The 13637-nt window shown below is 60.8% G+C and carries 8 protein-coding genes; 6 read left to right on the forward strand and 2 right to left on the reverse strand.

All coding sequences use genetic code 11. From position 1 onward, the window contains the following. Positions 1-164: 164 nt before the first annotated feature. Complete coding sequence (gene treY, locus CPY51_RS10035) at positions 165-2822, forward strand: malto-oligosyltrehalose synthase (RefSeq protein ID WP_111160116.1); 2658 nt, start codon at positions 165-167, stop codon at positions 2820-2822. On the opposite strand, the gene CPY51_RS10040 is transcribed toward treY, so the two are convergent. After that, a complete protein-coding gene (locus tag CPY51_RS10040; protein WP_244598572.1) occupies positions 2819-3964 on the reverse strand; it encodes a fumarylacetoacetate hydrolase family protein in 1146 nt (381 codons plus the stop codon). The genes treY and CPY51_RS10040 overlap by 4 nt on opposite strands. A gap of 537 nt (positions 3965-4501) precedes the next feature. On the opposite strand from CPY51_RS10040, the gene bcsN reads away from it, so the two are divergent. From bcsN to CPY51_RS10065, 5 genes are all read left to right on the forward strand, one after another. Next, positions 4502-5407, forward strand: a complete 906-nt coding sequence (gene bcsN / locus CPY51_RS10045) for a cellulose biosynthesis protein BcsN (protein ID WP_195909493.1) — start codon at positions 4502-4504, stop codon at positions 5405-5407. 95 nt (positions 5408-5502) lie between these two features. After that, on the forward strand, positions 5503-7698 hold the full coding sequence (bcsA, locus tag CPY51_RS10050; protein ID WP_111160109.1) for a UDP-forming cellulose synthase catalytic subunit: 2196 nt from the start codon (positions 5503-5505) through the stop codon (positions 7696-7698). Continuing rightward, positions 7695-10106: a cellulose biosynthesis cyclic di-GMP-binding regulatory protein BcsB gene (locus tag CPY51_RS10055; protein ID WP_111160110.1), complete on the forward strand. Its 2412-nt coding sequence runs from the start codon at positions 7695-7697 to the stop codon at positions 10104-10106. The genes bcsA and CPY51_RS10055 overlap by 4 nt, the downstream gene beginning before the upstream one ends. Then, the gene (locus CPY51_RS10060) at positions 10103-11155 is read left to right on the forward strand and encodes a family 8 glycosyl hydrolase (RefSeq protein WP_111160111.1); all 1053 of its coding nucleotides are present in this window, start codon (positions 10103-10105) and stop codon (positions 11153-11155) included. The genes CPY51_RS10055 and CPY51_RS10060 overlap by 4 nt, the downstream gene beginning before the upstream one ends. Further along, the gene (locus CPY51_RS10065) at positions 11152-13503 is read left to right on the forward strand and encodes a tetratricopeptide repeat protein (RefSeq protein WP_111160112.1); all 2352 of its coding nucleotides are present in this window, start codon (positions 11152-11154) and stop codon (positions 13501-13503) included. The genes CPY51_RS10060 and CPY51_RS10065 overlap by 4 nt, the downstream gene beginning before the upstream one ends. Here CPY51_RS10065 and CPY51_RS32990 read toward each other — a convergent pair. Next, the coding region (locus CPY51_RS32990) for a hypothetical protein (protein WP_206607247.1) at positions 13443-13637 on the reverse strand (195 nt) is incomplete at its 5' end. The two genes, CPY51_RS10065 and CPY51_RS32990, sit on opposite strands and share 61 nt — an antisense overlap.

Raw genomic sequence — 13637 nt, forward strand, 5'->3', positions numbered from 1 at the left:
GCCCTTCCCGCTCTCATGAGTATCCGCGCCCGCGCTTTAATTCGGCGGCGATTTCAGGTGTATGCGGCACGGTCCCCGCTTGGGAACTAAAGCATGCCCCAGGGGTTTGCTGCTGCAGAAACCCTCACGAGCGACATCCCCGCAACATGGCTCCTTCCTCCCTGATCGACATCCCGCGTTCGACCTACCGCCTCCAGTTTCGCGAAGGCATGACCTTCGATCGCGCGTCCGCACTCGTACCCTACCTGAAACGGCTCGGCATCAGCCATCTCTACGCCTCGCCGATCTTTACCGCCGCCAATGGCTCAACGCACGGATATGACGTTGCAGACGCCAACGAAATCGACCCGACGCTTGGCGGGCGCGACGGTTTCGAGCGCCTGGCCGCTGCGTTGCACGCCGCCGGTCTTGGCCTGATCCTCGACATCGTCCCGAACCATATGGCTGCCTCCCTGGAAGCTCCGTGGTGGCGCAGTGTCGTCGAGTGGGGAAATCAAAGCCCCTTCGCCCGCCATTTTGATATCGACTGGAACCGCAAGCTGACGCTGCCTATCCTCGGCAAGCCGCTAGAGGAGATCTTGGGTTCCCGCGAGTTGTCGCTAGCCGTCGATGCCGAGGCTGGAGCGCTGACAGTCGCCTATTTCGACAATCTCATCCCGCTGAATCCAGCCAGTTATGCAGGAATCCTGTCGCAATTGCCCGTTCCCCTCGCCAGCGAAATCGCAACGCTCGCATCAAGGGCTGACCCGCGTGGCGCCGCAGAATTTCACGATGAGCTCAAAGAGCTTGTCTGCAACAACGAGACGACGCTTCATCTGCAGAACGCGTTGGCCGATCTGTCCGCGCGGCACGATGTGCTGCGTCGTATACTCGAGGTCCAACCCTGGCAGCTTCTCGGCTGGAAAGAAGCTGCGAGCAAATTGAGCTACCGTCGCTTCTTCGAGGTGACAGGCCTTGTCGGTCTGCGTGTGGAAGACCCCGCCGTCTTTGCCGATTCGCACCGCCTCACCTTCGATCTTGTGCGCGGGGGTCTCGTCGACGGCCTGAGGATCGATCATATCGACGGGCTCGTCGATCCGCGGGAATATCTGGAACGACTGGGCCGCGAAGTCGGATCCGACGTCTACATCATCGTCGAAAAAATTCTCGCGGAAGGGGAGCAACTGCCGCCAAACTGGCCGATCTCCGGCACCACGGGCTACGAGTTCATCTCGGCGTTGAGCCATGTCTTCATCAACAGTGACCTCGCATCCGATCTCGATCAGGCCTATGGCGAAATTGCCGTCGATCAGCCTGGTTTCGCTGCCGGCATTCGGAAGGCGAAGATGCTGCTGATCGAGCACAATCTTGCTGTAGAAGCCAACAACCTGCTGAAATTGCTGGCGGGCGTGGCTGGCCTGCAGGGCGACAAAATCGATGAGAGGTCACTGCGGGACGCGCTTTGCAAGATTCTCGTGGCATTTCCGACCTATCGTACATACGGAACGACGGAAGGCCTGAATGAGACAGACGCCGCCCTCTGGAGCAAGGTTCTGTTTACTGCGGCAAACCGCAGCGAGGCGCCGGACGGCAGGACATTGGCTTTTGTCGACAAGGTCTTCAAAAGCGAGGTTTCGACCGAGGCTAGGGAGAAGGCCGCCGAATTTCGCCGCCGCTTCCAACAGCTGACCGGCCCGCTGTCGGCAAAGGCGATCGAGGACACCATGTTCTATCGGTTCAACCGGCTAATTGCACTCAACGAAGTGGGTGGCGAGCCGACAGGTCGCGAAACGAGCCTTCAGAGATTCCATCAAGCCATGACCGAGCGGGCAAGAACGCAACCCCATGGCCTGTCTGCGACCTCGACGCATGACACTAAGCGCGGGGAGGATACGCGGGCTCGTCTGTATTCCATCTCGGAAGCGCCCGCGAGCTGGCGCGATGCGGTAAAGCGCTGGCGTCGGATGAACGCGGAACACGTGACGCATCTCGGTGACGGCCCGGCGCCCGAGCCGGAGGTAGAGTGGCTGCTTTATCAAGCCCTTGCCGGCGTCTGGCCGGCTGATCTCGGCGAATTCGATCTTCCGGGCGATCTCGAAGCCCGCTTTCTCGCCTATATCGAAAAGTCGCTCCGTGAGGCGAAACTGCGCACCAACTGGGGTATTGAAAACGGAGACTATGAGGCAGCGGTCAAGGCCTATGGCTCCAACCTGCTCTCCCCCGACAATAGCCCGTTCCTTGCCGATTTTTCCAAGACCATCACGCCATTCATTCGAGCGGGGTTGTTCAATGGTCTGGCGCAAACGCTGATCAAATTGACGGCGCCCGGAATCCCCGACATCTATCAAGGGTCGGAGACGCTCGACCTCAGCCTCGTCGACCCCGATAATCGCCGGATACCGGACTTCGCGTCCCTGGCCCGCAAACTCGAAACGTCCGGCCTGACGCAAGACGAACAAGCCTTGCACGACGGTGCGCTCAAGCAACGCCTCATCGCCCTTGGCCTTGCCCTTCGCAACGCCGAACCGACGCTGTTCAGCGAAGGTCGCTATCGACCACTTGAGGCAATCGGCGATCGCAGCGACCAGATCGTCGCATTTTTGCGCGAAGCCGATGACGCTGTTGCGGTGACGGTAGCGCCGCGCTTCCTTCTTGGTCTCGGCAATGGCGAATGGCCGTGTCGGTCCTATTGGGGCAATTGCTCGATCGCGATGCCCGATGGAATCCGAACATGGCAGCTGACGAACATCGTCGACGGCGCCACGTTCGAGGCCGGCGATCCATTGCCGACCGCTGCGCTTCTCGATCTTTTCCCCGTCGCTCTGCTGGTCGGCAAGCGCTAGAGCAAACCTCGCGACGAAAGATTACGCATCAGGTGAGACACGCCGAATTCCCATGGCGCGCATTCCGTCGACAGGAGGACGCGGTTGCGCAGGGCACCAAGCTTGTCGTTGGAAATCGTGACAATGTCGCCGATCTTGTGCGTGAAACCCTGGCCCGGCACGCCACGATCCTCGACGGGGGCAAACAATGTCCCCATGAACAGCACGAACCCATCAGGATATTGATGATGGCGGCCGATCGTCTGTGCGACGAGCTCGAGCGGATCACGGCTGATTTCCTTCATCGAGCTTTTGCCCTTCAGCACATAGCCGTCCTCTCCCTCGACCGTCAGGGCAAGATCGGCATTGCGCACGTCGTCAAGCGAATAGGTTTCGTCGAACAACCGGATGAAGGGACCGATCGAGCAGGACGCATTGTTGTCCTTGGCCTTGCCGAGCAACAGTGCAGACCGGCCTTCGACATCACGAAGATTGACGTCGTTGCCGAGCGTCGCCCCCTTGACCCTTCCCTGGCTGTCGACTGCAAGTACGATTTCCGGCTCGGGGTTGTTCCACTTGGAGATTGGATGCAGGCCAACATCGGCGCCCTGGCCGACAGAAGACATGACCTGTGACTTGCTGAAGACCTCCGCATCGGGGCCGATGCCAACCTCGAGATATTGCGACCATACGCCTTCCTCGATCAGCGCAGCCTTGACCATGGCAGCTTGCGGAGAACCGGCTTTCAGGTTGCGCAAGCTGTCGCCGATAATCGCGGTGACGCGTCCCCGGATGCTCTGGGCAAGCTCAGGATTGCCTGCCGCCCGCTCCTCGATGACGCGTTCCAGCATCGAGCGCGCGAAGGTGACGCCGCACGCCTTGATAGCTTGCAGATCGATCGGCGCGAGAAGATGGGCCACGCCGGGATCGACGGAGCCATTCAACAGAGACCTGACTTCGCCAATGAATTCGCCCTCTTGAGCGCGAACAAGAGCGACCGGTTCATCGAGCTCCAGCAGATCGCGCATCGTCGCCACATCCTTCGACGTGATGTCATAGACGTTCCCATCCCTGACCATGACAATGGCCGGCCCATTCACCTCGGGACGCCAAATCCGCCCGACGAAGGTCCCTGCATTGAAAATATTGATATCGTCTGTCACTCACCGCACTCCCTGAAGTGATCGTCTCACGTTGCCTCTTGACCGCCTACCCAATCAACATTCCGCGCAGATGACCGCGACGGATGACGATTGACCGTGCGCACGAGAAAGTTTTGCTGATTGCCCCCCGATACTCCACCCCACGCGGACGCTCTGGGGGCGGCCAATGGGCCATGCGCATATCTTCGCCGTCCGGTCGAGCTTGTCAACAAAATGGCTGAATGAAATCGGACCGACGCCGGGCCGGTTGGCAGCAGATCGCCAAACCGGATAAGCAAACCTGCTTCCCCGCCAATCAGAAAGCTGGGCTCGGCAAGCGCAAGCATGCGTCGCATTCCAATACAATTTCCCGCTGCTCGACATTTGGTCTTGGGATTCATGTGACGTCCCAATTGCTTAAACGCGGTAAATGGTTATTTCTTGCATATGATTTTGCGCACCTTGATTCGGCACCTCGGGTCGTGGCGAGCGACCTGCAAACGAGCCTACGAAAGTCGGAACGTGCCTTTTGCGAGGCGCTTTGATGGTGCGGTATGCTTGATCTTCGCGTTCGCCACGGTTTCTGGCTGCGCCTCGAAAGACGGCATCCGCGTTCCCGGGCCGGCTGCGACGGTTTCCAACGACAAAGCCTTTGCCTTGCCGCCGCCCGGCGGTCCGTCGATCGTCAATGTCGTCCAGCATGATTTCAACAATGCAGCACGACAGGATATCTTTCTATTTACCTCGGCAGTGACACCCGGTCAGAATGTTTTGAGGGTGACCTTTTTTGGTCCGGTCGGGCGCGACTATGACGACCGCAAGGGCCTCGGCTATGCCTCGATCCGCAATGGCAACGTCGATCTCGATATGCGACGTGATCTGCCGGGCGTTCCCATGGCACGATCGGACTACTACGTGCAGAATAACTACGGTCCGTTCGGTTACGCCACCGGTAGAAGCCGTTCAGGGGATACGTGCCTGTACGGCTGGCAGCAGATCCGCTCCAGCGATAACGATCGCACGACCTTCACCAATCGCGGGACAGTCGATGTCCGCTTGAGGCTATGCGATGCGCATGCGAGCGAACAGGCGTTGCTGCGCGTGATGTATGGCTACACCATTGCGGGTACGTTCCCGGCGCCAGGCTGGAATCCTTACGATGGTCCGCCGACGACAGACCCCTCGCTTGGCCGCACTGGAAACCCAATTTACCCCGGTGTTCCTGCAAATCATGCCAATCCGCCACCGCCGGCCTTTCAGGTACGGGATCGCGTTCCGCCCGTCGTCGTGCGGCGACAGGCCAGCGCACCCGCTCCAATTGTGACGCCGGCTCCGGCCATTCGCCCGACCGGCCCGCTCGTTCCCCTACCGACTGTGCCCGAGCAGGGGGCCAAGACCAGCGCTGTAACCGTACCGGGACCGCCTTGCGCCAATGCCCCGGAAGGAGGCGTGGGATGCAAATAACCAGGCGCGAATTTGTCCACTTTCGAAATAGCCAGGCAACCTATCCCTCCGTCGATCTTCGACAGAGGCACGCCGGTCGGAGATAGAGGGACATCATGCGCAAAGCCGGCAGCATCATCATATGGATCATCGTCACGGCCTGCGTGTGCACCCTCATCACGCTGCCGATAAACCTGCAGACGCAGCTGATTGCCAGCGTCACCGTCGTCGCCATCATGGCTGTCATCAAATTCATGAAGGGCGAGGGAAAGTGGCGGTTGGTGGCTCTCGCCTTCGGCAGTTCGATCATTCTTCGCTATGTCTTCTGGCGCACGACAAGCACGCTGCCGCCGTTGAACCAGCCTGAGAATTTCATTCCAGGCTTCCTGCTGTATCTCGCCGAGATGTACAGCGTCATGATGGGCGCGCTCAGCCTCTTTGTCGTGGCGATGCCGTTGCCGCCTCGCCCGTCGCGCGCAGCGACCGAAACCAAATTCCCGCGCGTCGATGTCTTCGTCCCTTCCTATAACGAGGATGCGGCATTGCTCGCCAACACACTTGCTGCCGCAAAGAGCATGGACTACCCGGCCGATCGGGTCGACGTCTGGCTTCTCGATGACGGGTCGACATTGCAAAAGCGCAACGCGCCCAACCTTCTCGAGGCGCAGGCAGCGACTGCCCGCCACGAACAATTGCAACAGCTGTGCGAGGAGCTTGACGCGCATTACCTGACCCGTGACCGCAACGAGCACGCCAAGGCCGGCAATCTCAACAATGGCATGAAGGCGTCGAAGGGCGAACTGATTGCCGTGTTCGACGCAGACCACGCACCGGCCCGGGACTTCCTGCTTGAGACCGTCGGTTATTTTGATGACGACCCTCGCCTTTTCCTCGTCCAGACACCGCACTTCTTTCTGAACCCGGATCCGATCGAGCGAAACCTGCAGACGTTCGACAAGATGCCGAGCGAGAACGAGATGTTCTACGGCATCATCCAGCGCGGCCTCGATAAATGGAATGCCGCCTTCTTCTGCGGCTCCGCGGCCGTCTTGCGGCGCACGGCGCTGGACGAAACCAACGGATTTAGCGGCATCAGCATCACGGAAGACTGCGAAACCGCGATCGCATTGCATTCGCGTGGATGGAACAGCATTTATGTCGACAAGCCGCTGATCGCCGGCCTGCAACCCGCAACCTTTGCAAGCTTCATCGGCCAACGCAGCCGCTGGGCCCAGGGTATGATGCAGATCCTGCGCTTCCGCTTTCCGCTGCTGAAGCGTGGCCTCTCCATTCCGCAGCGTCTTTGCTACATGTCGTCGACGCTATTCTGGCTGTTCCCGTTTCCGCGGACGATCTTTCTGTTCGCCCCGCTTTTCTACCTGTTCTTCAACCTCGAGATATTCACGTCTTCGGGCGGCGAGTTCCTTGCCTACACGCTCGCTTACATGGTCGTGAACCTGATGATGCAGAACTATCTCTACGGCTCGTTCCGCTGGCCATGGATTTCGGAACTCTATGAATATGTGCAGACCGTTCACCTGCTGCCAGCCGTGATCTCGGTCATCCTCAACCCGCGAAAGCCGACGTTCAAGGTGACCGCCAAGGATGAATCGATCTCTGTGAGCCGGCTGTCGGAAATCAGCCGGCCGTTTTTCGTCATCTTCGCGGTGCTGCTGGTCGCTTTTGGCATGGCGATTTATCGTGTCTATGCAGAACCTTACAAGGCGGACGTGACGCTGGTGGTCGGCGGCTGGACCCTCTTGAACCTCATCATGGCGGGCTGTGCGCTCGGCGTCGTCTCGGAGCGCGGCGAGCGTTCTTCGTCACGGCGCGTGCGCGTCAACCGGCGCTGCGAATTCGGTGTCGACGACAAGTGGTATCCGGCTTCGATTGAAGATGTGTCTGTGCACGGCGCCAGACTGCACGTGTTCAGCAAGACATTCGACCCATTAGAAATGGACGCGCGCGGCATCATCAAATTCCGGCCCTACAGCGGCGCGCAGGAGGAGACGCTTTCCGTCGCCGTCCGAAACACCCACGGGGCCGGCGACATCACCTCGATCGGTTGTCTCTACCTGCCGACGAGCGCACTCGATCACCGCCTTATCGCCGACCTGATCTTCGCCAATTCCGACCAATGGACGAAGTTTCAGCTCTCTCGTCGCCGCAACCCGGGGCTGATCCGCGGAACCATCTGGTTTGTAGGCATGGCCTTGTACCAGACCAGCCGCGGACTGGTATACTTGTTCCGCAGTCTCAAATCGAAGGATCAGCAGGACCAGCTTCAGCCGATAAAGGTGCCTGGCGAATGAAGACAGCGTTTCTGACCGCCGCTATTCTTGCAATTGTCGCTCCCTTTGCGGCGGCGCAGGTTACGCCGTTCGACATGTCACGCGAGAGACCGGCGCAGGTTGCGCCGGCACCTCCGGCGCCTCCACCCGTGCGGCCAGCGCCAGGCGCTACGCCGGTCGCGCCGGCACCACCTTCGACCCAACAGGTTTCACCGGCGATAGTGCCAATCTCTCCGGCTCAGCCTCCCGCCCCCGCCGCTAAGCCGGCAACAATAAGTCGTGCCGCAGATTTTCGCCGCTACCTCATCCCATCAAGCAATTTTGGCCTGGGCGGCGAGATCGACCGGAAAAGTTGGTCGATCTACCTGACGCCCGAACAGGCGGCAGCGCCCGCAAAGCTCAATTTCGCCTATCAGAATGCCGTTGTCGTTGCGCCGGAATCGTCGAAATTGTCCGTGTTCGTCAACAATAGGCTGGTCGGCACGACCCCCATCCGCTCGCCGGACAAGGCGTCGGAATTGAGTTTCGATATCCCGCCCAACCTGCTCCAGCCCGGATCGAACCTGATCGGCTTTGAGGCAGAGCAACGACACCGTACCGATTGCAGCATCGAATCGACCTATGAACTGTGGGCGGATGTCGACCCGACCCGCACCTATCTCAGTTTTGGCGGCTCGGCTGCGGCGACATTTACGAGCGCTGACGGGGTGCGCGCAGTGGGGGTCAACGAAAAGGGCGGAACCGAGTTCGATTTCGTCGTTCCGGCGCTCGCCCAGCCCGGCACCACCAAGCCGTTGATGCGGCTTTCACAAGGCCTCGCCGTCCTCAGCGGCATGCCGAACCAGTCCTTCTCTTTTCAGACGACCGGTCTTCCAGAGATGGCGCCCGGCCGGTTGACGGTTCTCGTCGGCACGGCATCGGAGCTGCAACCGCTTGTCGCCTTACCCGCAGCCGCCCAGCTGGCGCCGCTCGCGACGTTCATCACCGATCCACACACCGGCGCGCCGCTACTCCTCGTGACCGGCCCTTCATGGCTGGCCGTCAGCTCCGCCGTCGATAGCCTCGTGTCCCCGACCGATCGATCATTGGATGTCAAACGCGATGTGCTGGTCACCCAGCGTTGGCGGGCGCCCGACGCACCCTTGCTGTTTTCCAACACCGACATTCCGTTTGCGCAGCTTGGGGTGGCGACGACACAATTTGCCGGCCGCCGTTTCAGGGCCGATTTCAGCATCGCGGTGCCTGCGGATTTCTATGCGAATGCCTATGGAGAGGCGACGATCCTGCTTGATGCCGCCTACGCCTCGACGGTGCTGCCGGGCAGCCATATCGACATCTACGTCAATGGCAGCGTCGCCTCGACGGTGCCGATTACCAATTCCGGCGGCGGCATCTTTCGTCATCTGCCGATCCGGGTGACAATGCGGCATTTCCGCCCCGGATTGAACGACATTGCGGTGGAGGCATCGCTGCTAACAAGCAGCGACAAGGCCTGTGTGCCTGGCGCAACCGCCTCCGCCGACCCGCGCTTCGCGCTTTTCGATACTTCGGTTTTCCATATGCCGGATTTCGCGCGCGTCGGCCAACGACCAAACCTCGCGGCGACCGGCGGCACGGGCTATCCCTACAGCCGGTCGGACGTTCCGCTTCCGCTGATCATGGACCCCATCGACATCGACACGCTTTCGGCAACCGCGACTTTTCTCGGCAGACTGGCCATGATGGCGGGACGTCCGCTCGCGATCGATATTGCGACGTCGCCGGCCGGAATAGGCGACCGCGATGCGCTGTTCGTCGGATCGATCTCGCAAATCCCGCCGACGATGCTGACCCAGTTGAACATCGCGACGACGAGCCAGGCAACCTGGCGACCTGTCGCGGTGGGCCAGTCGACGGAAGTGGATACCGGGGCCACCTTCGAGCAATGGCGTTCCAAGGTGCGCGGCGGCAGCTGGAGCGGACAGGTATCGGCGTTCGAAGAATGGATGCGTCGAAATTTCGATATTTCGTTGGGATCACTCCGCTTTGCGCCAAGCGCCCAGGAGATGTTCACGCCGTCCAACGTGGAGACACTGATGATCGCACAGGGCGCCAGTCCTGAGGGTGGTGGGACCTGGACGCTGGTGACCGCTCCAACGTCCGACGATCTTCGCCATGGCCTCTCACTCCTTTCGAGGGAAGAGAATTGGCCGCAAATCGCCGGACGGATCACGACATATGCCTCGGCCACCAAGAAAATTCGCATGGTTCCGGTCACACGCTTCGATTTTATCCCCTCGCAGTCGCCGTCCTTCAGTAATTACAGGTTGATCGCCGCGAATTGGCTTTCAACAAACATCCTTTCCTACGCCATGCTGTTTGCCGCTTCCTCGGTCGTCCTCGGATTTGCAACGGCCGGTCTACTCTCGAACCTCGGACGTCGGCGATGAGGCGGCGGCGGGTCCGGACAATCGTGATCGGCCTGCTTCTGTTCGTCGTCGGCAGAGATCCTGCCGGAGCACAGCAACCGATGATCGATCCGCAAGCCTGGCAAGCATACAAGGCGAAGTTCCTCGATCCCGGCGGGCGGATCATCGACGACGGCAATGGCGGTATCAGCCATAGCGAGGGACAAGGCTACGGACTTCTTCTCGCCTATCTGGCAAACAACCCGGCCGATTTCGAGCAGATCTGGTATTTCACCCGCACCGAACTGCTGATCCGCGATGATGGCCTTGCCGCCTGGAGCTGGAACCCGGGCAAGACACCGCATATCGAGGATATCAACAATGCGTCCGATGGCGATATTCTGATCGCCTATGCACTGGCTCTGGCCGGTTCGGCCTGGCAGAAGGGCGACTATACGAGCGAGGCGACGAAGATCGCCCAGGCCCTGCTGACAGAGACGACAATCGCCTATCAGGGCGAGATGCTGCTTCTGCCAGGGGCCTCCGGCTTTTCGGAGGGAGATCGGGAAGACGGCCCCGTGGTCAATCCATCATACTGGATATTCGAGGCCTTTCCGGTTCTTGGCACGCTTGTGCCTTCTGACAAATGGCAAAAGATGCTCGATTCCGGCGTGGCGCTCCTTCGACAAATGCAATTCGGCGCCAAGAAGCTCCCGGCCGATTGGGTCAGTCTCAAACGGCGCCCGCAGCCGGCTGCCGGCTTCCCACCGGAATTCGGCTATAATGCCGTGCGGATTCCGCTCTATCTTGTCCGCGGCGGGATCAAGGATGCTGCGTTGCTGACGCGACTAAAGCAAGGCATGAGCGATGCCAACGGCTCGGTGACACTGATCGATCTGTCGAGTGACAAGGTTACGGCAACGCTTTCCGACCCAGGATACCAGGTAATCAACGATCTTGTGGACTGCGTGGTGGACGGAACAAAGCTCCCCGCGACTGCCAGGCAGTTCGTACCGACGCTATATTACCCATCGACGCTTCACTTGCTGGGGCTCGCCTATGCAGCGGAAAAACACCCGGAGTGCCTATGAAACCGTCCTTTGCTGCATTATGCGCTGCGGTCATCGTGACGATTGTCTTCGTCGGACTGAGCGATCGCGAGCGCTTTCAACGGAAGATCGATGCGCTGCTCAACAACACCGATCCATCGCCGCGGCCGCAGCTCATGCACATGGGACGCATCAGCGGCCCCGACTTTCATTCTCCGGATCCACGAGACGACCCGTCGCAACAGGTGGCGCAGGCCGACCCGCAACCGGCAGACGACGGCGACGGACAAGCTGCGGTCGCACCGGTGGCGACGTCGGACGATGCCCCCGCGACACCGACGGCTATAGCGGATGCAACCGCTCCCGCGGTTGCCCAGGCCGCACCACCTGCAGCGCCCGCCGCAGCCCCCGCGCAGCCGCAGCCGGCGGTCGACGAAAGTGCATTGCGCTATTTCGCCAGTCGGGGCGACAAGGCACGGCTTCAGGTCGAAATTTCCCGTCTGCGCGCGCTCTATCCCAGTTGGACGCCGCCAGCCGATCCCCTTGCCGTGCCGCCGAACCAGGACACCAAGCTGGAAGCGATGTGGCAGCTCTATTCCGAATCCCGCTATGCCGAGCTGCACCGGGCAATCACGGACCGGCAGAGCGCCGAGCCCGGTTGGCAGCCACCACCGGATTTGCTCGATCGGCTAGACGTTGCGGAGGCCCGCGCGCGCCTCGTCAACGCCTCTGACCTCAAGCAATACGAAAAAGTGGTCCAGACCGCAGCAGAGACACCGAGCCTTTTGACCTGCAGCGAGGTCGACGTGCTCTGGCGATTGGCGGACGCATTCGCCCATAGCGACCGGGTTCCGCGCAGCCGCGATGCCTATCTCTATATACTGAAGAATTGCGACAACCCGGCCGAGCGCCTGGCGACAATCCAGAAGGCATCCGCGGTACTTCCCTATGGGACGATGCAGGACCTGCTATCTCAGGAAAAGCCGTTGCCAGACGGAACGCGCGAATTCGAAAGCGTTCGGGACGATCTTTCCCGAAGGTTTGTTGCCGAAGGCAACGACGACCTGAAGCTGACGATTGCACCGGAATATGCGAGCCGGCTCGAGCGGCTGGCTGAAACGCAGGGACTTGCATCCGACGCATTGCTGCTTGGATGGTATGATGTCCGACATCAACAGATGGTCGAGGCGGAAAAGTGGTTCCGAACCGCCCGCGCGAAGGACGATACTGCATCCGCCTCACAAGGCCTCGCGCTGACGCTGATAGCGCGAAAGTCGCCGCAGGAGGCCGAGGACATCATGTACAAGTGGCGCGACGGATCGAAGGACGCCACGGCGACCTATCTCGCTGCAACGGCGAACTTGCTCGCGCTCGATCCGTTGCCGACGCTTCAGCCGGATGTGCTGCAACGCATTGCTGTTGAAGTCCTGAAGCAACATGACACTGCCACCGCGCAACAATTCGGCTGGTATGCGCGGGCATTGACCCAACCGGCGACCGCGGCCCAATGGTTCGAGACTGCACTGCGTTGGAAGCCTGACGACGAACCTTCGGCCTATGGCCTCGCCATCACCCGGCAGCAGTTGAACGACAAGCAGGGCGTGGCGGAAATACAGCGGCTGTGGGCCGGACGATCGGAGCGCATTGCGCTTCTCGGCGAGACCAAGAAGCCGACCATCGACGGTCGGGCCCCTCTTCCGGCACCCGGTGTCGACGGGGCACAGACACAGGTGCTTGCCAATCAGCAGCCGGTGATCCGCCGGGAACCTCCCGGAACGCAAGAGCTCGCCCTTCCCCGAGAGCCGCGAACCGTGACGACAGGTCAGCCGTCAGGCACACTTGCAGTTCGCGCCCCGCGCGCACGGACGGGCGCTGGGTGCTCGACGACCATAGATCCAGAAATGCTGCCGCCGGCACAGGCTGTAACGCGCGGGTGGTGCCTGATGGGTCTCAACCGGCCAACGGAGGCTGCAGCCGCATTCGAGGTGGGATTGCGAAGTGCCACCCAGAAGGGGCGGGAAGACGCAGCCTATGGTCAGAGCCTTGCCTATCTTCGCCTTGGCCTCACCAGCAACGCCGCCGTTGCCGCGACCAAGGCACCGCTGTCACAGCAGCGTGCGCTGGAGCTGCAGACCTCCATCCTGACAAATCGCGCCAGCAATGCCTTCGATACCAAGCGCTATCGGGAGGCCATTCTTTATCTCGACCAACTGAGCCAGCTGCAGCCAGAACGGATAGATCTCATGGTTCTCCGCGGCTATGCCTACCTCAATCTCAAGCGCTTTTCCGATGCAATCCGGATCTTCGAGGCTGCTGCCGCCACCGGCAATCACGACGCGATCTCGGCGCTGTCGAACGCGCGAGCCGCCCAGCGAGCCGCACCGAGGTAGCGCGCCCCACCCGACAAAAGGCCCCGCAGCGGTGCTGCGAGGCCCTTGAAGCCGGCGTAACCGGGAGAGGTGGCGACGCCAGCCTTGTTCGGGGGTCTTATCTGGCCCAGGCGGGCAGCCAGTCGCCATGGGCG

This window comes from Arminella tubonensis (assembly GCF_003240585.1).
GTDB classification, from domain to species: Bacteria; Pseudomonadota; Alphaproteobacteria; order Rhizobiales; family Rhizobiaceae; genus Rhizobium; species Rhizobium tubonense.